Annotated in this window: 17 protein-coding genes and 1 tRNA gene; 6 read left to right on the top strand and 12 right to left on the bottom strand. The window is 45.3% G+C overall.

The window, feature by feature from the left end; all coding sequences use genetic code 11:
* The first annotated feature begins 76 nt into the window (after positions 1 to 76).
* Positions 77 to 1,270, top strand: coding sequence for an ISL3 family transposase (locus C6Y39_RS00770; protein WP_105929417.1), 1,194 nt, complete (start codon positions 77 to 79; stop codon positions 1,268 to 1,270).
* Positions 1,271 to 1,380: 110 nt separating this feature from the next.
* Here C6Y39_RS00770 and C6Y39_RS00775 read toward each other — a convergent pair.
* From C6Y39_RS00775 to C6Y39_RS00810, 8 genes are all read right to left on the bottom strand, one after another.
* Positions 1,381 to 1,467, bottom strand: a tRNA-Leu gene (locus C6Y39_RS00775).
* 199 nt (positions 1,468 to 1,666) lie between these two features.
* A complete protein-coding gene (locus C6Y39_RS00780) occupies positions 1,667 to 2,800 on the bottom strand; it encodes a HupE/UreJ family protein (protein WP_105929430.1) in 1,134 nt (377 codons plus the stop codon).
* A complete protein-coding gene (locus tag C6Y39_RS00785; protein ID WP_105929431.1) occupies positions 2,793 to 3,863 on the bottom strand; it encodes a tetratricopeptide repeat protein in 1,071 nt (356 codons plus the stop codon). Before C6Y39_RS00785 ends, C6Y39_RS00780 begins: the two co-directional genes overlap by 8 nt.
* Positions 3,864 to 3,933: 70 nt before the next feature.
* Entirely contained in the window at positions 3,934 to 4,509 is a 576-nt protein-coding gene (locus C6Y39_RS00790; RefSeq protein ID WP_105929432.1) for an Ig-like domain-containing protein, read from the bottom strand.
* 11 nt (positions 4,510 to 4,520) lie between these two features.
* Positions 4,521 to 6,113: a DUF4331 domain-containing protein gene (locus C6Y39_RS00795; RefSeq protein ID WP_105929433.1), complete on the bottom strand. Its 1,593-nt coding sequence runs from the start codon at positions 6,111 to 6,113 to the stop codon at positions 4,521 to 4,523.
* Positions 6,114 to 6,277: 164 nt separating this feature from the next.
* Complete coding sequence (locus C6Y39_RS00800) at positions 6,278 to 7,012, bottom strand: anti-sigma factor (protein WP_105929434.1); 735 nt, start codon at positions 7,010 to 7,012, stop codon at positions 6,278 to 6,280.
* The gene (locus tag C6Y39_RS00805; protein WP_105929435.1) at positions 7,009 to 7,542 is read right to left on the bottom strand and encodes a sigma-70 family RNA polymerase sigma factor; all 534 of its coding nucleotides are present in this window, start codon (positions 7,540 to 7,542) and stop codon (positions 7,009 to 7,011) included. Before C6Y39_RS00805 ends, C6Y39_RS00800 begins: the two co-directional genes overlap by 4 nt.
* 167 nt (positions 7,543 to 7,709) lie before the next feature.
* A complete protein-coding gene (locus tag C6Y39_RS00810; protein WP_105929436.1) occupies positions 7,710 to 9,770 on the bottom strand; it encodes a TonB-dependent receptor in 2,061 nt (686 codons plus the stop codon).
* A 195-nt stretch (positions 9,771 to 9,965) separates the two neighbouring features.
* On the opposite strand from C6Y39_RS00810, the gene C6Y39_RS00815 reads away from it, so the two are divergent.
* On the top strand, positions 9,966 to 10,550 hold the full coding sequence (locus C6Y39_RS00815) for an RDD family protein (protein WP_105929437.1): 585 nt from the start codon (positions 9,966 to 9,968) through the stop codon (positions 10,548 to 10,550).
* Positions 10,551 to 10,742: 192 nt separating this feature from the next.
* Here the strand turns inward: C6Y39_RS00815 and lptG are convergent, their stop codons facing one another.
* Positions 10,743 to 11,804, bottom strand: coding sequence for an LPS export ABC transporter permease LptG (gene lptG / locus C6Y39_RS00820; RefSeq protein ID WP_105929438.1), 1,062 nt, complete (start codon positions 11,802 to 11,804; stop codon positions 10,743 to 10,745).
* The gene (gene lptF / locus C6Y39_RS00825) at positions 11,805 to 12,905 is read right to left on the bottom strand and encodes an LPS export ABC transporter permease LptF (RefSeq protein ID WP_105929439.1); all 1,101 of its coding nucleotides are present in this window, start codon (positions 12,903 to 12,905) and stop codon (positions 11,805 to 11,807) included.
* Positions 12,906 to 13,168: 263 nt separating this feature from the next.
* Between lptF and pepA the strand changes: the two genes are divergently transcribed.
* Genes pepA through C6Y39_RS00840 form a run of 3 tightly spaced genes read left to right on the top strand, consistent with a single transcriptional unit; the run spans position 13,169 to position 17,913 of the window.
* Positions 13,169 to 14,674 (top strand): leucyl aminopeptidase, encoded by a 1,506-nt coding sequence (gene pepA, locus C6Y39_RS00830; RefSeq protein WP_105929652.1) that lies wholly within the window; start codon positions 13,169 to 13,171, stop codon positions 14,672 to 14,674.
* Between the two features lie 6 nt (positions 14,675 to 14,680).
* On the top strand, positions 14,681 to 15,103 hold the full coding sequence (locus C6Y39_RS00835) for a DNA polymerase III subunit chi (RefSeq protein ID WP_105929440.1): 423 nt from the start codon (positions 14,681 to 14,683) through the stop codon (positions 15,101 to 15,103).
* 35 nt (positions 15,104 to 15,138) lie between these two features.
* Positions 15,139 to 17,913, top strand: coding sequence for a valine--tRNA ligase (locus tag C6Y39_RS00840; RefSeq protein ID WP_105929441.1), 2,775 nt, complete (start codon positions 15,139 to 15,141; stop codon positions 17,911 to 17,913).
* Positions 17,914 to 18,020: 107 nt separating this feature from the next.
* On the opposite strand, the gene C6Y39_RS00845 is transcribed toward C6Y39_RS00840, so the two are convergent.
* Together C6Y39_RS00845 and C6Y39_RS00850 are read right to left on the bottom strand one after the other, a co-directional pair.
* Complete coding sequence (locus tag C6Y39_RS00845) at positions 18,021 to 20,699, bottom strand: hybrid sensor histidine kinase/response regulator (RefSeq protein ID WP_105929442.1); 2,679 nt, start codon at positions 20,697 to 20,699, stop codon at positions 18,021 to 18,023.
* A gap of 53 nt (positions 20,700 to 20,752) precedes the next feature.
* Positions 20,753 to 22,036 carry an ABC transporter substrate-binding protein gene (locus C6Y39_RS00850; protein WP_105929443.1) on the bottom strand — a complete coding sequence of 428 codons (1,284 nt, stop codon included), beginning with the start codon at positions 22,034 to 22,036 and terminating at the stop codon, positions 20,753 to 20,755.
* Between the two features lie 199 nt (positions 22,037 to 22,235).
* Between C6Y39_RS00850 and C6Y39_RS00855 the strand changes: the two genes are divergently transcribed.
* Positions 22,236 to 23,099, top strand: a complete 864-nt coding sequence (locus C6Y39_RS00855; protein WP_105929444.1) for a type 2 periplasmic-binding domain-containing protein — start codon at positions 22,236 to 22,238, stop codon at positions 23,097 to 23,099.
* Positions 23,100 to 23,157 lie beyond the last annotated feature (58 nt).

Genomic DNA, 23,157 nt, shown 5'->3' on the forward strand with positions numbered 1-23,157 from the left:
GGCTCTTCATCATTAACGGGGGACATCCGCATTCATTAAACTGATTTTGCGAAGAATCATTTAATGGAGAGTACAGATGTCCCACGCAGGTACTATTTTAGGCATAAGTGAGTTAGAAATAGAACGTGTTCATCGACATGATTTTATTGAAGTGTGGGCAAAGCCCACTAAAAAGCCGTTATGCAAGCATTGTGAGAGTCAACATTTACGCATAAAAGCCACACATAAGCGTACTGTGAAGCACACGCGCCAAGGTAATCAGGTGCTAACGCTACATTTAAAGGTACCTAAGTATCATTGTCGATGCTGTGGTCGTTATTTCAGGCACCCTTTTGTTGGGATCCGGCCACGCTATCGAGCGTCGGAGTGCTTTCGCTTAGAAGTCTTTGAAGCGCACCACGGTGGTGTTACGCAGCGTGGTATCTCACGCACACATCGCATTAGTCCCACTACGGTAGAGCGTTGGTACCAATCACACATCAGCCAAAAATATAAAGAGATTATCAGTCGCCCCTGCCCAGAGATGCTGGGGATAGATGAACACTTTTTTACCCGTAAGAAGGGTTATGCGACGACGTTTGTAGATTTACGACATCGTAGTGTGTTTGATGTAAAACTGGGACGTTCTGAATTAAGTTTACGCTCGTACTTGCGCCACCTTCCCAATAAAGAAAACGTTAAGCTCATCGCGATAGACTTATCGGAAACCTATCGTGGTATTGCCAAACGCTATTTCCCTAATGCTGCGATAGTCGCTGACCGTTTTCATGTGGTGCGCTTGATAAACCATCACTTCTTAAAAGCGTGGCAGCAACACCACCCTGAAGGACGTAAGAATCGAGGTTTACTTAGTTTGATGCGACGACATCAATGGCATTTAAGCGAAGAGAAAAACAGCAATCTACAACGCTACTTAGCTGACTATCCGGTGTTAAAAACACTGTATGAGGTCAAACAGAAGCTCATCAGGTATATGCTGTTAAAGACTATGAATGAAAAACGAATGGAGAAGACATTACCGAGGTTCTTAGACTTGCTTGAACAGTTACATCACAGCCCACTTCGTGCACTGGCCAATACCTTAACTTCGTGGTTGCAACCTATCATCGCCATGTGGCGCTTTACACGAAACAACGGGATCACTGAAGGCTTCCACAACAAAATGGAAATGATATCAAGAAGAGCGTATGGTTTTAGAAACTTTGAAAACTATCGAATAAGAGTGATGACCCATTGTGGATGGGATGGTGTTATCAATCGTGTAAGGTGAATGCTGATCCCCCGTTTATGGGGTAGAGCCATTTTTTGGAAGAGCTTTATTTCAAACACAAAAAAACCGACTCATAAGTCGGTTTCAGTATCTGCTTCTAGAAGAAGAGATGGTACCAGTGGGCGGACTTGAACCGCCACGCTATCGCTAGCAACGGATTTTGAATCCGTCATGTCTACCAATTCCATCACACTGGCATAGTGTATAGACATCAACGTGGTGTTGATGCTTGGCATTATAGCGATGCCGCGCGCCTATACAACTACTTTTTGTGCTTTTTATGACTAAGTGCCGAAAGATTGTCCAAAGGCGCTCGCCGCTTGAGCCATTTCTTATTTTTTGTCACTCGGTATAAGTTCACTCTTATCTTTCAATTAATAACGAGGTATGCCGCCTCTACCATCTCTGTAGCGTCCAATTAACTGCAATTACCGCAATGATTGAAGATGCAATTGGCATTATCGCTTTGGCGTAAACCTTTACGTTTCGAACAGCCAGTAGCAGCGGTAGCAACAAAGAAACAATGGCGAGTTGACCTATTTCAACCCCTAAATTGAAGGCCAATACGTTCATTACTAAGCTGCCCGACTGGGCGTTGAGATCACCAAACACGCTGGCGAATCCCATTCCATGTAATAGCCCAAAGCCAAAGGTGATAAGGCCTAATCGCATGATGATCGGAAACATGTTGTTTAATGCGGTGATGGCCACCGATAAGGCGATACCTATCTCTACTATACGGCTATCAAGCGTAATGAAATTGAGTGCTGTGGCCGTTAAGGTAATTGAATGAGCAAGAGTAAATGTGCTCACAAGTATTACCGTATTTTTAAAAATACGCGCTTTGCTTGCCGCTCTTTCCCAGCGGTTATTGTTCCGACGAAGGTTCACAGTGAGTAAGGTAGCAACCAAAAAGAGAATGTGGTCAAGCCCGATAAAAATATGCCAAATACCTTGGTATACCATTTCACCAAATTGAGTGATCCAGTCATTGTTTGAAGGGGAAACAGTAATGGATGTTCGCTCGCTGTCTAATACATATACCCCGTTAAAGTCGTTTAGCGTTATCGATGTGAGTAACTTATGGGTAGGAAAGTCCGCGACAATGCCTGTGTATTGCACGGTTAGCTCATTTAACTTTGCGCAAGTAACTTGAAGTGGATAGGCCAACAACGATTCTGCGGATATGTTTTTTATAGATGGTGGCGCTGTATTGAGCGCACAGCGCTGGCCATTATCACTGATGATAACATTGCTCTGTATATAACTGTTTGCCAAGCTATGGTGTCGATTCACCTCGCCCCACGTAAGGCTGCCGTTGTTATCAATATCTAACCCAGCAGCGCGACCGATATCTTCGGGTTTTAATAACAGTTCACCGGCCAGCACATTGTCTGACGTGCTATTAAGCGTTAAATAGCCGTTGCTCAACTCGTGAGATAAGACATCAGTACTAAGCAGTGTAAACATGAATAGCGCAATAAGCGTGTTAATACTTTTTTGATTGAAAAAGGGGATAGTGCTACACATCAGTGGATACCGCCTCTGCTCGTCGTGCCCGCTCTAGCAATTGCTTATCGCTATTATTTTGCGCATATTGCCAGTTAAGTTCGGCAAACTTTAAAGCTAGGGCATAGTTTGGTTCTACCTCTAAAAAGTAAGTCGCGACTTGTGCAGCGTGTGAGCTATCTTCACGCCAAACGCGGATCTCCATATTTTTAGCTAACTGAGATTGCACGGGAGAGGTTTGAATGCCCTGTGCTCGTTCTGCCTTAGCCCATTGAAGGAGCAAGCCATCATCGGCAGTAGATATGTCAGGTACAGAAGCCTCCAAAGTCTCGGTTATGATTTTAAAATTGCCGAGTGAAGTGTGCGCTTCTGCCCAAACCAGCAAAGCGCTAATCGGAAGCTGTGAGAATTCCGTTTTGCCTAATAACTGAAGTGCCTCTTCAGGATTGCCTAATTGTAGCGTCATGTCTGCAAGCACTTCATAAAACCATTCTTGTTCAGTATGTGTGGCTGAACCGGTATATACTTCAAATGCTTTAAGCTTTTGTAGTAACCTAGGTTCAGCTTTTTGCGAAAAATCTGCGTTTACCATACAGGTAAAGGCAATCAAGAAGCTGGTTTTTCCAACTAACTGTTCGCAATATTGTTTTGCCTGTTTTGCGTTGCCCCGCTGAATATTGATATCAGCAAGAAGCAAATGCGCAGCCGGGGAGCGGTAATGTGATATTTGTGCTAAATGCTGCTCAGCTTGCTCAAATTTATGAATACCTTGAAGTAACCTAGCTTCAAGAACAACAAGACGCTCTTTTTGACCTGGATTTAATGCGTCATAGTTATTTCGCATTGCACGTGTAAAGCGTTCTACACGGTCCCGTTCATTGCCCTGTGCAAAAAGATATCGGCTTTCTGATAAAAGTTTTTCTGCTTCATCAAAGCCTTTAATTGATGCGTGCTGGGGCTCCCAGGTTGCTATGACCGTGTTGTAATTTAATGCTTCGTTTTGAATGTTTGCTGCATTAGATTCGTTTATAAGCATTGGGTTTGAAAGTAGGAGGGTGAAAGCAAACGTTTTAATAAACTGCATTGTCGTTTCCTTTAAAAAAGCCTTCCATGGCTTTACGGTTGACACTGTTTTCCGCTACTGATGCAGACTGTTAATCGATGAGTAAATCGTCGAAAGTCGTATCATCAGCATCCTGTGTGAACTCTCTTCCGTTAATTGGTAGTGGTTCATCGGTAGGGTCTTGGTTAAATGCATCACGGGTATAGCTAGAAAACGATACCTGCTGAGCTTCTATGGTTACAGAAACCGATGCAGTCACCTCAGGGTTCACACCATCTGACACGGTAAACGTAAAGCTATCGCTACCCGTTACTTGAGCGTTAGGTGTGTAAGTGAAGCTTCCATCAGCGTTAACTACAGCACTACCTAAGCTACCGTTTTCTCCAAGGCCGAAGGTAAGCGAATCGCCATCTTCATCTGTCGCAGTTAACGTACCATCAAAGGCAATATCAGCTTGCGTCGTCAGCATCTGATCCACCGCTACTGGTGCAACATTTTCCTCGGGTGGCGTGTAATCGTCGTCATCATCGCTGTCAAAGCAGCCCGAAAGCGCTAATACCAATCCCGATATGACCCAAACTCGGCGAGAGCGAGCGTTCGCTGAAGCAAAGCGCGCAATCGAAAATTGGCTGGAGTCATGATTAAATAATGTTTTCTTCATAGGCATAATTGCGTTCCTTATTCTGAACCAGCAAGCGGTGTTTTAAGGTAAGGGAATGCGTTATCAATCATGCTGGCGTCTACAGGTGCGCCGTCAGTGAAAGGTACGGTGCCCACACTCGCATCTTCTGGTGCACATAAACCTAAATCAGTGTCTTCACCCGCTACTGGAATAGGGTGACATAGGCGTCCCATCACTACGCGAAGTGCAATGTCTACCACGTCATCACCTGGGCGACGACCGTTAGGGAAACCAGCTAAATCGTTTCCTGCTACACCAAAGGCCGACTGTGATTCAGCAGGTGTTGCCGGAATTCCAGTGTTCAGGCGAAGCATTTCAGATGCAGTTACGGTAGCTTGTTGATTAACACCTGGGAAACCAGTTAGGAACGCTGTTACCAAGTCCGTGCGAGGGAAGTTAGTTGGTGCAAGAGTTTCAATCTCCGTACCCAGCGTGGTATTTACCGCATCTTTGAAAAGAATGTTAAGTAACTCAGGCAGCGATGGGTGAGTCACATAATCAGCGAATTGACCATCATTGCTAGGGTGAGAGGTTGAGAACTTATCCTTATCACCGATACCAATTACCAGTTCATTCACAAGCGGACTACCTAGACGAGAAACCTGTGTCATCGCTCCACCGTTAGTTTCTGGTTTTTCAAACGTCGCATCTGGGTTAAGAATGCGAGCTTGAGGTAAGCTTGCCGTTGTCCAGCCGCCAATTACGCCATTTCCTTCGCCAGTCACACACGCAGCAGGCACTTCAATAGAAAGTGCGGTTACGTTCTTGTCTGCCAAGTCATCGTTCATCGCGCTTTGAGTAATACCGCCCGGGAACCCTTCGCCATCGCCTGCACCCGGCGCACTGTCACCTTCAACAGGTACATAATTTACAAGGTCAAAAGTTTTGCCCAAATTTACGACGAAGGGGTCTTTACGTTGTCCTACGAATACTTTAGCCATGTCGTCACAACCAGGAATGTTGAACGAATAGATAAAGCTTTGGGCATAACGGGCGTATTCCGCTTCACTTGTGAAGGTTTTATTGCCGATATAATCAAGGGGCTTTTTGAACATATCGCCCATTGCAGGCGTTAGCGTTGTACGCGTACCTGTTTTAATGTCGCCACTTACCATTGTAAGGCTGTACATCTCTGAAAAGTTTGCCGCGCTTGAATCATCTGCACTGATACCGCCAACGTTTTTAAGCGGTACTTTTACCATCTTTTTATCGCCTTCTGGGCCGATGGGTAGCGCTATACCTTCGTTATCAGCAGCTAGCATGTTATTAAAATTAAAAACAAAGCTAATGTCTTCTACAGCATCACCATCGTTATCGATATGAATGGCGTAGTGTGCATTCGGGTCCATAGCAAAGTAGTTTGGGCCGCCGTATGCATCCTGCAATGGAATGTAGTTTGCGATAAAAGTAACGTAGCCTTCTCGGCCTTGTTCATAACTGTTAAATGCGTAGAAGTCAGTGCTGTCTAGCGCTGGATGACGAGTAATGTTCGGTGCTTCTCTATGGCTTGACGCGACTGCGCCCGCTGTTATGGCTGCACAAGTAACAGCAACGGCCAAAGACAAGGTTTTGCGTTTAAATTGGATCATGTCGAGTCTCTCTGTTTTTATGAGTTCAAAAGTTAAACGGCTGAGCCTTGGCTTTAGATGCAAAATAATTTAAAAAAATGAAAAAAAGTTTTTATAGAAAGTTTAAATATAAAAAAGGCCACATGAACAGTGGCCTTAGAATGTGTCGTTTTTTGCTAGAAAATTTAAACTGACACGATAGGAGCAATATAAAGTACTTCGGTCGGCGAGCCAGTCACCGAACCGCCTGGCGCTTCTAAACTAACAGCAAGAGCTGCGATACTTTGACTAAGTAAAATGTCGGGTGTAGCCCGAGTATCTCCGTTAGCCTCCGGTAGAAGCCCGAGCGAAATCGGTGCTTCGCCGTTTGCTGGAACCATCCAGAGTTCATAGTCTTTATCTGCAAGGGCAACAAAGGCATCAGTCACCTTAACGTTCATACTATCGCCTGAAACTTCTATTACCCACAATGGCGTATTGTCTGCGTTGTTGACCACGGCAATATGCGATACGACAGGAGCAGGTACAGGCTGCATAACGAAAAGCAATACGGCCAACACCATTGCTGCAGCTGTGGATATGAATGATAAGTTCTTCCAGCGTTTCTGCTTTTCTTTCTCAAAGTCGATGACCTCGCCAGACTTGCTGGAGGATTGTGTATCGCTAGCTACGGAGGCGTCGTTAGCGGCTTTATGCCCAAGTTTTACTTGGATGTTTTCCCACACGTTGTCTGGCGGCGTCACAGGCGGGAGCGTCTCCGCAAAGCCGGTTAGATATTGTTCCCACTGGGCCGTTGCATCGCTCACCGCTTGATATTGCATCATTAACTTTTGATAGCGTGTGCGCGCTTTACCTCTAAGGGTACCAACAACGTATTCCGCTGCCAGTGCATTAAGTCGTTCTTCTTTCAAATAATTCATAGTGACAGGCACCTCTGCAAGCTCTGCAAGCCTCGTCTTATCCAGCTTTTGATTGTACCAAGGGGCGAGGCCAAGTGACTCACCACTTCTTGATGAGACATACCGTTAACGTAAGCTAAGTGAATGGCTTGGCGCTGAGGGCCGTCTAATTCATCCAAGCACGCGGCTAGTCTGGCTTGCTCTGCACCCAGTTTGACATTTTGCGAGCTTTCTACTCCCGATGGTGCATCATCGTTTAGCTCAACTTCGTTTCTTACATTGTGATAGCGAATTAAGTCCAGTGCTCGATAGCGCGCAATGCTTACCATCCAAGTCAACACCGTGCCTTTGCCTCGCTGGTAATTGCCTGCGTTGTGCCATATTTTTATGTAAGCATCTTGTGTGGCTTCATCGGCAAGCTCTGGCCGTTTTAGTAGCTTTAAAGCAACTGCATAAAGCTGTGGGCTGGTTATTTTATAAAGCTCTGCGAAGGCTTTTTTGTCACCGTCTGCTGTTTTACACAGCAAAGGGAACAAAGTTTCATGTTCCATCGTTGCTCCTACCTTTTATTGTTATGGCACCATTTACACAATGAGACTTACTATTGAAAAATGCTGCTTCTAAGTATTTAAACTAGCACGCTTTTTAAACATTCACATAAAATATTGCGGCGCCAAAAGGGCCAGCGCCGCTATTACCATTAAAAGTTTCTGCGCGGTTAATATTTCAAGGAAACAGTAAGACGAACGTTTCTTGGTTCGACCGGGTGATAGTGCAAATCCTCTATGCCCTCTTCAGGCTCGCCAGGAAGTCTCGATACATAAAAGTAGTCGATATCATGGTCATCACTATCAAGGGCGTTCAACACTTCTAAAGTCACGTCCCACATCGGCTGACGATAAGCGACCTGTGCATTCATTAAAAACGTTGATGGCGGTGAAACTTCATCGAAGCTTTCCACCGTGCGAGAACTTAAATAACGACCTCGCAGCGTATAGCTAAACCCAAGCTGGTTTCCGTTTTGAAAATACGTCAGGCCTGCGCTCACAACGCCCGGTACTGTACCGTCAATATGGCGGCCTTCACCCTCTACGCTGTCGCTGAACCTTGCTTTTGTCCAAGCAGCTTCAATGTCAGTTGTTAAATGATGATTAACCCAGTAGTAGGCACTTACTTCTATACCGTGTCTTTCTGATGGTCGGCTCGCTTCAGTGAAGCCTGCGTCGCCGACATAAACCAGTTCACTATCTAGTTCTAGACGCCACAATGCAGCTGAAACGTTATAGGTTCTGTTGTCGGTAAAATTAACCCCGGCTTCATAGCCAAGAGACTTCACTAATAGCGGTGATGGTTCGGTTGCATCCCCACTTACCGGATCTACAGTAATAGTTGCACCCCGCGCGTCGTTTGAGTGATAGCCTTGACCGATATTGGCAAATGCGGTGAACTGTTCAGACAGCAAGTATTTCAGGCCTGCTTTTAACGTAAAAATACCATCGTCAGCACTACCGCTGTTGGCATCTAAATCGCTATCGACATCAACATCTAAGTAATCATAACGACCACCTAACGACAGGCTTAATCTATCGTTTAGAAAAATATTGGACTGAGCAAACAGTGCATAGCTGTTACTTTCTATCGCGTCTTCTCTAACGGTGCCAAACCGGGTTAAATTTTGAGTGCGATACAAGCCTACATTGTCAATATCGTCAAAGCGCCACTGGCCGCCCAAGGTAATACTGCTCCCTTCTGTAATAGCGAGGGGGAGGGTAGTAAATATTTCACCGCCATAGATTTTTCTATCATCAGCTTGTTCGAACTGATCGCCTCGCTCAGGGTTATCGAGGAAGTAAGTGAAATTAGAAAACAAACTAAGCTCTGTGTCTATGGCATAAATAGAGGCGTTCCATGTGTCGCTAGCGTAGTTTGCAGATAGACTATAGCGAGAAGACTCTCCCCCAACTTGGGTATCTATAGAGCCTAGGCGGTCTATTAAGCCGCTTTGAATAGCACGCTCTGGTACCTGATCAGCGCCGTTCCAGCTATTGTCATAAGCCATGCCTGTTATGGTAAGTTGGCCATCTAACATTGGCGTAATATATCGAATATGAGCGTTTTTCTTTTTTACGTCTTCGTCAACATCAGTCCATGGGCCGTCATAGGTTTGGTATTCTAAAGCCGTAACAATGCGGCTTTCTCCGGCTTCAAACTGGTTTAGTGCAACGGCGCGCTTAAAACCATATTCGCCCAAACCTAAGAATACCTGGTTGTTTTCAAGAGAATCTCTCAAATTAAAAATCGCGCCGCCTGCACTAGAAAAATCGCCAATGTTGGCATAGTAGGTACCTTTAAAGTAGTTAAGGCTGTCGATTAGTTCAGGAATTATAAAGTTTAGGTCGCTGTATCCTTGACCGTGGCCGTGACTACGCATGTTGACCGGCATTCCATCGACGCTTACGGTGAAATCGGTTCCATGGTCAAGATTAAAACCGCGAAGAAAATACTGGTTGGCTTTTCCTGAACCGCTGTGTTGCGTCACCATCATACCTGGAATAAATTCCAATATTTCACCAGCGCGTAGCATTGGGCGGTCAATCATAGTGTCACCCGACACCCATCCCTGAGAAGCTGAGATAAATTCCCCGTCTTTTACTGACGAGTCACCGCGTACCCGAATATGCTCAATATCACCTTCTGGGTCATCGAGGGCGAGTGTGGGTGCAGTTGCGAGTAATATAGCGCTAGCAGTTAGTGTTTTTGCGAAAGTTAATGTGGTCACTTTAAGATTTCCGTTATCCGTTTTAATAACGATAACGAATGAATGGTATGCTTGGATGCATTTTTTTTAATAACTGTGCAGTTATCGGTTTATCAATCACTTTATTAAATGACGTTTAGTGTGGCTTATTGTGTTTATGCTGTAGGGCGCTTGTGTCAAAATATGTATTGAAAATGATGATGTGAAGAGACACCCGTGGCAAGACACGATAAGAAAGTTAAGAAAAGGCAATCGGCACCAAAATCGTCGACGACTGCTGAACATGAAAATGCGAGTAGCGCAGACTCAGACATTGAAACCCTTGAGCGAGCGGGGTTTATCCGCCGGTTACTTGCTATGGTTTACGACACCCTGGTGGCAACTGCCGTAGGCATGTGCGCAGCGATGGTGATGATAGTCACACTGGTGGTTATGTTAAAAAACGGTACCCTCGATTTACAGGGGTACGCAGAGCCCGCCGACCTTATTCAGGCGTCGTTTGGCTATAAGTTGCTTATTCAAACTTGGGTAGGCTTTTGGATAGCTGGCTTTTTCTTATGGTTTTGGCGCAGAGGTGGGCAAACATTAGGTATGCGAGCTTGGCGCTTGCGGATTTATAGCACCGTTGAAGAGCCTATGACGTGGCCTCGCTTATTCATTCGACTTTTTGCATCGCTAGGTGGTCTCGGCACTCTGTTGGTCTTATTTGATTTTAAGAATAAACAGTCACTGCAAGACCGTTTAGCGAAAACAGAAGTGTTGAAATTAAGCAAAGAGGCGAACGACCACAAAAGTTGGTAGCGTGCGTGTTGGTTGGCTTAAGAAACGTATTCGAGAAGGTTATCACTTACTAGCGACGATAACCCATCGGTCAATTGGTAGTGAATTTCTGCGCTTGAGTACGAAAAAAATATAAAAAAAGAGGCGATGCCTCTTTTTTTATATGTGCTGTAAGCTACCAATACACCAATCGTAAGTCACTTTGTTGTTTAATTATCGCCTGAGCATAATACCAGCGACAGCAGCAAACAGCAGGCTTGGTAGCAAAGCACCAAGGAATGGCGGCAACTGATATACCAAGCTCACGGGGCCAAATACCTCGTTTAATATAAAAAAGCCAAAACCTGTTAGCACGCCCATAATAACGCGAGCACCCATAGTCACGCTGCGTAACGGCCCGAATATAAACGACAGCGCCATCAACAACATAACGCCAACTGATATAGGCTGGAATACTTTCCGCCACAGCGCTAACTCATAGCGAGATGGATCTTGGTCGTTATTATCTAGATAGTTCACGTAATCAAGCAAGCCAGTAATAGACAATGCTTCCGGCTTAACCGCCACAATCCCCAATTTATCGGGAGTAAGGGTCGAGTTCCAGCGCACGCGATCGCTTTCATCTAACGTGACATTGGTTTCTGTAAACTGGGTTACTTCAACGCCGTTTAGCCACCAGCCATCGCCGTCAAACTCTCCATTTTTCGCATAGGTGATACTGTCTAGTGAAAGGTCAGCATTGAAACTAAATATGCTCACATCTTTAAGCGAGTCTTGGCTCAGCACTTGGCCAATGCTCACAAACCTGTCTCCATCCTTTGCCCATACAAGTTTATCAGATGAGAATAAACTTCCGCCCGAAATGGCTTCTGTTCTTATTTGTTTGGCTTTGGTTTCACTGTAAGGCGTTACCCATTCACCTACGGCCATCACCAGTAAAATCATAACAAGCGTCGATTTCATGGCCGAGTTGATTATATTCCAGCGGCTCATTCCTGATGCTTGCATGACCACCAGCTCACTGTTGCTTGCCAAGACGCCCATGCCAATAAGGCCGCCAAGTAAGGTGGCCATAGGGAAGAACTGTTCTAAATCACGGGGCAAGCTTAGTAGTACGTAAATAAACGCGGCGAGCATGTCGTAGTCGCCTTCGCCTATTTTGCGCAACTGTTCCACGAACTTAATAAGTGCACTTAAACCAATAAGAACACTAAGAGTGACGGTTATGGTGCCCAACAACGTTCGTGCTATGTACAAATCGAGGATCTTAAACATCTATTTCTTCCTCAATATCCAAGCGCGAAGCTCTGTGCCAGTTTTCCTGTCTCGCACAATAAGCATAACCCCTATTATCAGCATAATGGTATGAACCCACCATAAACCAAGCTGGGGCGGCATTTTTCCGTCCTCTAATACTCGTCTGCTTGCAAGTAATAGTAAGAAGTAGCCAAGGTAAAGCAAAATGGCAGGGAACATTTTCCCGAATCGCCCCTGACGCGGGTCAACTGCGCTAAGAGGAACGGCAATAAGCACTAAAAACGGGATGGATAAGGGGATCGCAATGCGCCACTGTAGCTCTGCTCTAGCTTCAATGCTGTCGTCTTCCCAAAGCTCGTTGGTGGGCAAAACACTTACCTTGCGACGGGTTTCGTCTGCAGGTTTATCGGCTATCTGAATCTGGTATTCATCAAACTCAACTTTACGGAAGGCCTTTTCAGACTGCTTGCCTTCGTACTGCACCCCTTCTTTTAATACAAGGTTTCGCGTGCCGTCTGGATTGTTAGCTACTTCGCCCGTTTGCGCGTAAACCACGCGGACACCGCCTTCGCTGTCATCGGTTTGATTTTGCGACAGGAATACACGCTGCAGCGTATCATTTTTGTCCACGTCATGAACAAAAATAACCGCTTTCTCATTTCCGGTCTGCTGGAAACGGCCAGGCATCAGCGCTGAAAGTCCCGCCTCATTTCGCGCTTTTTCTCGCAGTTGATATTCGTTTTCGGCAGCCAGCGGCGCGAAATAAAGGGTGATTGCGCCAGTAACTACCATGATGAGCACAGATAAAAATAGCATCACCCGCGTAACGTACCATTCACTGATACCACAGGCGCGCATCACCGTCATTTCACTATCTACATACAGCCTGCCGTGGGCCAGCATTATGCCTAAGTAAGCACTGATGGGCAGCACCAACGATGAGAGAATGGGGGCATATAAACCTAAGAAGCCAAGCACTAGCCCAGCGGGAATGTCACCGTCTGATGCATCGCCTAAAACGCGCACAAATCGCAAGGTGACAAAAATTGCCATTAGGATGAAGAAAATCGCTAACTGAGATTTCAGCGTTTCCTTAAGTAAATAGCGGAATATCAGCATCTCAGCCCTTCCGGAAAATTAGGAATTTTAGTGAAAGAATGCACAATTTTGTTTAAACTTACCGTTTTTACAAGTTTTGCCTGCAATCATAAACCGTTTGCATGGTGTTTTGACGCAAAATTAACCTATATTCAATAGGCATGAAAGCGTGTATTGCAGCGAACTAAAAAGTTATGCTGCGTATTAAAACATAAAGCAGCGCGAAACGTTACGTGATTTTAGTCATCGTGCAAACCATAAACGACGAAAAGCGAGGTGATATCGTGGAGTTTAGTGTAAAAAGTGGCAGTCCTGAAAAACAACGCAGTGCATGTATTGTTGTGGGTGTCTTCGAGCCGCGTCGCCTAACGGCGGTGGCCGAACAACTAGACGAAATCAGTGAAGGTTATATCAGCAACTTGTTACGCCGTGGCGACCTTGAGGGTAAAGCGGGTCAAATGTTGTTGCTACACAATGTACCTAACGTACTGAGCGAGCGCGTGCTTCTAGTCGGTTGTGGCAAAGAGCGCGAATTAGATGAACGTCAGTATAAGAATATCATTGCCAAAACCATTCAAACGTTGAATGAAACGGGTTCAATGGAAGCAGTGTGTTTCCTTACCGAGCTTCACGTTAAAGGCCGTGATACTTATTGGAAAGTGCGCCAAGCTGTTGAGGCAACGGAAGACACGCTTTACACCTTCTTGCAGCTTAAAACGAAAAAAGGCGAGCCTCGCCGCCCGCTGCGCAAAATTGTATTTAATGTACCTACTCGTCGCGAACTGACGGTGGGCGAGCGTGCTATTGAGCATGGCTTGGCCGTTGCTCGTGGTGCAAAAGTGACGAAAGACGTGGCCAACATGCCACCAAACATTTGTAACCCCGCTTACCTGTGGCAACAAGCGCAAGAGCTAGCTAGCCAATATGACAGCGTAACTGCTGAAGTCGTTGATGAAACCCAAATGGCAGAGCTAGGTATGCAGGCATATTTAGCGGTTGGTCGTGGGTCTGACAACGAAAGCATGATGAGTATTATGCATCACCGCGGCGGTGCTGCAGACCAAGCACCTATAGTGCTTGTTGGTAAAGGTCTTACTTTTGATTCTGGCGGTATTTCAATTAAGCCTGGCGAAGCCATGGATGAAATGAAGTACGACATGGGCGGCGCTGCAGGCGTGCTTGGCACGATGCACACTATCGCTGCGCTTAATTTGCCAATTAACGTTATCGGCGTACTAGCAGGCTGTGAGAACATGCCAGACGGTAAAGCCTATCGCCCAGGCGATATTCTAACGACCATGTCGGGCCAAACCGTTGAAGTGCTTAATACCGATGCAGAAGGCCGTTTGGTATTGTGCGACGCACTAACTTATGTAGAGCGTTTCGAACCAGAGCTTGTTATTGATGTTGCTACGCTAACGGGCGCGGCCATTATCGCATTAGGTCATCACGCAACGGCAGTAATGAGCACGCACAATCCTCTTGCTCACGAGCTACTAAATGCATCAGAGCAAAGCTCAGATCGCGCATGGCGTTTACCGCTATGGGATGATTACCAAGAGCAGCTTGAAAGTCCGTTTGCCGACATGACAAACCTGGGTGGTCGCCCTGCAGGGTCAATCACAGCCGGTTGTTTCCTGTCACGTTTTACTAAAAAGTACAACTGGGCGCACCTTGATATTGCCGGTACGGCATGGCGCAGTGGTAAGAACAAAGGTGCAACAGGCCGTCCAGTGCCTATGCTGTCTCAGTTCTTAATGAACCGCGCTGATATCAAGTTAGAGGACTAATCATTCATGCCACAAGTGATATTTTATCAACTTACCAGCAGTGACAATGGTGTGGCAGGCCGCGCCAGTGAAGTCATTGCGTCAGCGTTTGCCAATAAGCAAAAAATTAGCGTGTTGTGCGATACACAGGCGCAAGCTGAAGAAGTTGATGAATTGTTGTGGCAGCTACCGGCTGACCGCTTCGTGCCCCATAATCTTTTTGGTGAAGGGCCGCAGTCGGGGACGCCGGTGGAAATTTGTTGGCGGCCAGAGCAGGTAGCCAGACGACAAATGGTGGTAAATGTGGGTTCCGGCATGGTGCCTTCGCCTAACCAGCATCGTCAAATCATCGATTTTGTACCCGTGGACGAGAATGCCAAACAGGCTGCACGGGTGAGATACAAAAACTATCAGCAAGCTGGATGCAATATGCAGTTTAAATCTGCATAGCTCATTCGCGTTTAGCTTCAATTTGAGAGTGTGTAATGGATAAAACCTTCGAACCGCAGTCCATCGAGCAGCAATGCTACAAGTCATGGGAAGAGGCGGGTTTATTTAAAGCTTCAGGTAGCGGCGACCCTTATTGTATTTTGCTTCCGCCACCAAACGTTACCGGTAGCCTTCACATGGGCCATGGTTTCCAGCAGACCATTATGGATGCCTTAACCCGCTATCACCGCATGAAGGGCGACAATACGCTATGGCAAGTGGGTACTGACCACGCAGGTATTGCTACCCAAATGGTGGTAGAGCGCCAACTTAATGCTGAAGGCAAGACGCGCCACGATTTAGGTCGCGAAGACTTCATCAAAAAAGTGTGGGAATGGAAAGAGCACAGTGGCGGTACGATCACCGGTCAAATGCGCCGCTTAGGTACGTCACCTGACTGGTCTCGCGAAGTGTTTACCATGGACGAAGACCTGTCTAAAGCCGTAACAGAAGTGTTCGTTAAACTTCACGAAGAAGGCCTTATTTATCGCGGTAAGCGTTTGGTTAACTGGGATCCAGTGCTTCACACGGCAGTATCTGACTTAGAAGTACTAAACGAAGAAGAAGACGGCCACATGTGGCACATGCGCTACCCACTTGCGGATGGTAGCGGTGAGCTAGTGGTTGCGACTACCCGCCCTGAAACCATGCTTGGTGATACCGCGGTTGCGGTACACCCAGATGACGAGCGTTATCAAGGCTTTATCGGCAAAGAAATTAAGCTACCGATTACTGGCCGTTTAATTCCGGTGATTGCCGATGACTACGTAGACCAAGAATTTGGTACAGGCTGCGTTAAAATTACGCCAGCTCACGACTTCAACGACTACGACATGGGTAAGCGTCATAACCTACCTATGATCAACATTCTTACTGACGATGCGAAAATTAACGACGATGCGCCAGAAGCATATCGCGGTTTAGATCGCTTCGACGCCCGTAAGCAAATTGTGGCCGATTTAGACGCCCAAGGCGCATTGGTTAAAATTGAGCCGCACAAGCTTAAAGTGCCGCGCGGCGACAGAACGGGCGCGGTAATTGAACCATATCTAACTGACCAATGGTATGTAGCCGTTGAGTCTCTTGCTAAGCCTGCAATTGAAGCGGTTGAAAGCGGCGAAATTCGTTTTGTGCCAGAGAACTGGAACAAGACTTACTACCAGTGGATGCACAACATTCAAGACTGGTGTATTTCACGTCAGCTGTGGTGGGGACACCGTATTCCAGCGTGGTACGACGAAAACGGTAACGTTTTTGTTGGCCGCACCGAAGAAGAAGTACGTGAAAAACATGGCCTCGGCAGTGACGTGACCCTTTCACAAGACGACGATGTTCTTGATACCTGGTTCTCAAGTGCGCTATGGCCGTTCGCGACCATGGGCTGGCCAGAAGAAACACCAGACCTTGAAACCTTTGTACCGTCTTCAGTGCTAGTAACTGGCTTTGACATCATCTTCTTCTGGGTTGCCAGAATGATCATGATGACCAAGAAGTTCACTGGCAAGATTCCGTTTAAAGATATTTATATTACTGGCCTTATCCGTGATGAGAACGGCGATAAAATGTCAAAGTCGAAGGGCAACGTGCTTGACCCAATCGATTTGATTGACGGTATTGATATTGAGTCGCTAGTGACTAAGCGCACTGCGGGCATGATGCAGCCTCAGCTTGCTGAGAAGATTGCCAAGCGTACTCGTAAACAGTTCCCAGATGGTATTCAGGCTTACGGCACAGATGCCTTGCGCTTTACCTTTGCAGCGATGGCGTCAACCAGTCGCGATATCAACTTTGATATGGCCCGTGTTGAAGGCTACCGCAACTTCTGTAACAAAATTTGGAACGCATCCCGTTTCGTATTGATGAACACAGAAGAGCACGATACAGGCCGTGACGGTGGCGAAATGGTGCTTAGCATGGCCGATCGCTGGATTTGGGCTAAGTTCCAACAAACGCTGGTTGAGTTTGAAAAAGCCCTTGAAGACTACCGCTTTGATATTGCTGCGCAAACGGTCTACGAGTTTACCTGGAACCAGTTCTGTGACTGGTATCTGGAACTCACTAAGCCTGTGCTTAGCAATGACGCCAGCACTGAAGCCGAAAAGCGCGGTACCCGCCATACGCTAATTAACGTGCTAGAAAGCCTGCTTCGCTTGTTGCACCCGCTAATGCCTTTTATTACCGACACGATTTGGCAGCGCGTTGTGCCACTAAGTGCGCTTAAGGTGGAAGAGGGCGCAAGCATTATGGTTCAGGCATTCCCTGAAGTTGATGCAGCGAAACAAGACGACAAAGTACTTGCTGATATCGAGTGGGTGAAGAAGTTTATCGTAGGTATTCGTAATATCCGTGGTGAAATGGATATCTCGCCAAACAAGCCACTTAATGCGCTACTTAAAAACGTAAGTGATGAAGACACTCGTCGTCTTGATGCGGCTAAGGCATTCCTAGACAAGCTTTCTAAGCTTGAAACCGTTACGATATTAAAAGACGGTGAAGAAGCACCAGCCAGTGCCACAGCGCTTGTGGGGGAAATGGAAATACTTATCCCAATGGCAGGGCTTATCGACAAAGACGCAGAGCTTGCTCGTATTACTAAAGCGATGGAGAAAATCGAGAAAGATGTTTCTCGTACCCGTGGCAAATTAGGTAACGAGAAGTTCGTAAGCAACGCGCCAGAAGCGGTAATTGAGAAAGAACGCGGTAAGTTGGAAGAGGGTGAAAAAGCCCTAGCTAAACTTAAAGAGCAGTTCGAGACCATTAAAGCACTGTAAACGAAAATACTTCAGCTTTAACTGGCTAATGAAGTAGATAAATAAAAGGGTTACCTCATATTTGAGGTAACCCTTTTTTATTTGATGATGCTCATAATCAAATAAAGTTAACCATCTAATCGTTTGCCTAAGTATTGTTTAAGCATAGTAACAAGCGCCTTTTGCTTAATGGGCTTAGTAAGATAGTCATTCATACCGGCATCAAGTGCCCCTTGTCTATCTTCCTTCATCGCATTTGCTGAAAGGCCAATAATAGGTACACCGGTAAAACCTTTCTCACGAAGTAGCCTCGTTGCTTCATAACCATCCATAACGGGCATTTGAACGTCCATTAATACGAGGTCGTATTGCGGTGCATTTTCCACTTTTTGTACAGCCTGTTTTCCGTCTTCTGCGATATCAAAAGTAAGCCCAAGATTTGTCAGCATCTCGCCTGTAACAAGCTGATTGATATTATTGTCTTCCACCAACAGCACGTGTCCTTCGAGCACAGTATTTATGGTTTCATGATCAAACTTCGTATTGTCATTTCTGGCGTCTTTCGAGATCACTTGATTTATAAAACGATCGAACTGCGCTGGCGTAAACGGATGCATAATTGACGGTCCGTCCCACAGTGAATCGTATTTTGATTGAAGAGCAGTACCCGCTGTCTCGAAAACCAGACCTACTGACTTGCCTGTTTCGTGTAAACTTTTTAGCCAAGTAAGGTTTTCTCTAAAGGTAGTGAAATTTTGTACATCAAAAATAATGAATTCGGGAAGGTCGGATATTTGCTTCGCTTCCTCAATCGATAAATGTCGCTGTTCCAAGAGCTGAATTTGATGACAATAGGCCAATGGCAGCAAGGGCGCTTGAGTAATGTAAAGGCTGTCTAAAGGAAGCTGAGGGGTTTGGGCCAAGACGCCTGCCTGGTTTTTAAACGCCTTCAAAGGCAGCTCAATTTTAAATGTACTGCCTTTACCTATTGTGGACGTCGCTTCTAGGCGCCCCTGCATAAGTTCTGTGAGCTGGCTTACAATAGCGAGTCCCAGGCCAGTACCGCCATATTTCCTGTTCGTCGACCCATCGGCTTGAGTGAATGGTTTGAAAATTCTATCCAGTTGAGATGGACTCATGCCTATGCCTGAATCTGTAACTTCCATTTTGAGGTTAAGCACATTTCCTTTTTCATTTAATGTGCCATCAAACACTATATCAACATGACCTTGCTCGGTGAACTTAACGGCGTTATTTCCAATATTCATAATGATTTGGGCAATACGCAATGGGTCGCCAATAACCTGCGGGGGAAGCGAAGGGTTTACTGTAAAGTGAACGGATAAGTTCTTTTCCTTGGCGCGTAGTGCAATAACTGCTATCAAGTTATCGAACAGTGAATGCAATGAGAAACTTACTTCTTCTATTTTTAACTTGCCAGCTTCTATCTTTGAAAAGTCGAGTATATCGTTAATCACGCTTATTAAAATTTGGCCTGAATACGCTGCTTTATCCAAGTATCCTCTTACCGTATTTGAAAGCGTTTGTTGTTGAGCAAGTTCTATCAGACCAATAATGCCATTCATCGGAGTACGGATTTCGTGACTCATATTGGCTAAAAACATACTTTTAGACGCAGTTGCCTGCTCTGCTTTTATCTTCGACTCTGTTAAAGCTCTGTTTAAACCCTCTAGCTGCGTATTCATGTTACGCGCTTCATGTAAAAGCTTTTCAGTTTGGCGATTCTTATCGCTAAACACCAGCGCTGCTTTTGCTAATTTACCAATCTCATCTTTGCGATTACTGCCGGGAATATTAGCGATTTGAACGCCTTTAGAAAGCTTGTTAAAGACCAAAGTAATGGAACGGATAGGACCAAGAATACGAAAGGTAGAAAAGAGCGCTGCTGACAATGCGAGAAGTATCGCTATAAGGGAGAATACCTCACCGTTTTGCTGAGTACGCTTGGCTATTTGATACGTTCTTTGTGTGGCAACTTCTGAATTCGTGGTGACTTGCTTAGCTAGCTCACCACTTAGGTAAAGAAATTCGTTGGCTGAGCCTGCCATGACCACATTGACGAGAAATAAGTTGCCTTGAATGAGCTGAGTCAGTTTAAAGAAGTCGCCTTTAATTTTAGCAGTGAGTGACTTTATTCTTTGTTGAAGGCGCTCGTTTTCCGAAAAGTTGAGACTCTTTAAGGAATCGGCTGCTTCGTTAAATGATTGAATAAACCTCATATCAGGCTTCATCAGATACTTTAGCATTGCGTTTTCAGCACGAATTAGAAGGGTTTTCGCTTCTTCCACCGAGACAACGGAAACTTCGCCTTTTGCTAAGGCTTCATCTAACAATGTGTTAAGAAAAGTAATATCTGAAAGTGTGCCTTGGGCTATTAAATTGTCTCTCTCGGAACGGGCATTGACGACCTGAGAGAAGTTCTCCTGATAAGCATTTAGGTGTTCTCTCATCCTCGAAAGAATATACCTGTCGCCCTCTTTACTTCCAGATTGCTCCGCAGCGTCTAGCGTGTCTAATTTGCTGTTTATTGTCACCATCAGCCTGCTGAAGCGCGTGATCGCAGACTTGCTGGCGTTTTCTTTAAAAATAAGTACGTTTCTTTGTAGGTCAACAACATCACGTTCTAATTCTTTAACAATGCCAACATTGATAACTGCGTTAGCGGCTGATGAAACTCCTTTACTCAAAACATCCTGGTTTTTGCGAGCAATAAAGCTCTGCGCCAGAATCAAAGTGATTAGCGCAAGAAAAACGGTGATAAGCTGTATGCGAATTGACGATAACATTTGAACTTACAAAACCTTATTCCATTTTATTAGTGATACTTCTTCCAGAGAGATCATGCGGTAATGAATTCGTACCACTTTTGTAAGCTATATTCATACGTAGGCATAACTGTGTTCCATACTGCGACGTTACTCAAACGGGTTTCATAACTGCCGCCATTGCGCTGTGCGCCAGCTTTAACACTTATCTTTCCGTCGGTTCCCTTCAACGGCTCTGATGCTACTTTTCCTTCGTACCAATAATCCCATTCGGCCTTCGATAAATAGGAAGCCGAGCGCTGTGGGTTAGAAATATAGTAACCCTGTCTAGCGATAAATGCGCCCGGCCAGCCAGATAACCACCAGTTCATGTACTCGTATGCGACGTCTTTCGCTCGTCCTTGTGTAGCGGAAGATAAACACATTACGCCGTGCCAGCCACGGTAACCCTCTTTCGGCGCAGCAAATTTTACAGGAATATCTTGACCATTAAGTGCTGATACAGCGGGCGAGAACATGCTTTCAATAGATACTCTGCCACTTTTCATAAACTCTACCGATTCAGGGACTGATGTCCAAAAACCGTTGAAATGATTTAATTGCGTTAACTCTATAAGAAGGTTAAATAAGTCATCCAGCTCGTACTCAGTGATGGCACCAATATCTTCAAACTGCATAAAGCCTTTGGCCTGTGCGGCAAGCGCTAGGTCAAACAAACCAATCGTTGGATCATTTACAATACCCACTCTACCTGAATATCGAGAGTCTAATAACCATCCCCAGCTTTCTTCTTCACTTTGGAGTTCCACTGGAAGTTTCGTTGTGTCATAGCCAAAAGAGTCTACATTGTGCACGTAAGGTAAGAAGCTAATTCCATCTGTATGCTTTTCGCCCAATGATCCGTTGCCTTGAACATGAAGGATTTTATGCGGAGCATCGCCTGCTCCCTCTCTTGCATTTTCCGTGAGTTTACCGGTCTTGGTCAGGTTATTTATTTCTTCCCAATATAGAAGACGCTTTTTTTCTATTGGCTGAATAGCTTGAGCTCGCCACAGTACGTTGATGCTGTTAGACCACTGCTCATATAGATCGAATGAATTTGGGAGCATCGATGCTTTCTGAAGAACTCTAGCACTGCCGCCGGGTTCAAACGCTATGTTTATGCCCAAGTCTTCCATCGCTCTCTGTCGTATAGCTTCTTGGAGCGTTACGTGGGTACCCATTACACGAAGTGTGGGTTTAGGCTTTCCAATAGCAAAAGGAGTCACGCCCGCAGTCAAACCGAAAGCCAGCCCACCCTTCAACAGGGTTCGTCGTGTTGGCGAGGGCTTTGGGTTTTTATTATATTTTGCAGGCATATACGCACGTCCAAAACAAGCGATAACTTAGTTTTATTCTGGCATCGATTGCACAGAAGTACCAAACAATGTTGGGCTTCTGCCAAAAATAAATATAGCAATTGAATGAAAAACTAAGTTTTTTTGCTTAAAAGGGCTAAGTCCTCTGCTTTGTACTATGCTTTTCAACTTAGGTTAATTTTGGATGGAAGTTAGTTTAATGAAGTTATGGAGAAAGCTCTCTGTTCTACTGCTCACTTGTTTCCTTTTTGCGTTTTACTCCTATTCACACGCGCAGACGGTGGTGGTGCCAAAAGTACAAGGAGAGAAGGAGCAAATTCTTTACGATATTTTAGCGCTGACATTGAGTAAAAGTGCACCGTCAATAACACTGTCAACGCTTCCCGAGGTGCTCAACGAGGCGCAATTGGTTAGTGAAGTCGAAGCTGAAAATCTTGACGTTATGTGGTCTGGTGGAGATAAAGAAAAAGACGAACGCCTTGAGGCAGTTCGCATTCCCGTTTTAAAAGGGTTGCTTGGGCATCGTATATTTCTTATTCGAAAAGAAGATGAAGCACGTTTTTCCACAATCAAAACGTTTGAAGACCTTTTGCAATTTGAGGCAGGCCAGGGACGTTTTTGGGGCGATACACAAATACTAAAAAGTGCGGGTATACCCACGGTAACCACAATCAAATATAAAAACTTATTTCCAATGTTAGAAGGGGGAAGGTTTGATTATTTCCCCAGAGCGCTGCACGAACCATTTATTGAGGCTGCAAATCATCAGCATCTTGACCTTGTTGTAGATACTAACGTAATGCTGGTCTACCCCTATGCTATGTACTTTTATGTAAATAAGAATGACAAGCGTCTGCATGACCTTATTTATAGCGGCTTTGAGAAGGCTATAGAAGACGGTAGTTACGACGAACTCTTTTTCAATAACTCCATGATTCAAGACGTACTGACAAAGGCAAACATTGCCGAGCGGACTGTTTTTCGGGTGGGGAATCCTCATTTACACCCTGATACGCCCTTAAACAGAACAGAATTTTGGTTAGATTTAAAAAACTTACAGTAAGTACATTTTTGAATCATCGAGATACAAATCGCGTCACCTGAGCTAATTTACGGAAAAA

It is taken from the genome of Alteromonas gracilis, from assembly GCF_002993325.1.
Classification (GTDB): Bacteria; Pseudomonadota; Gammaproteobacteria; order Enterobacterales; family Alteromonadaceae; genus Alteromonas; species Alteromonas gracilis.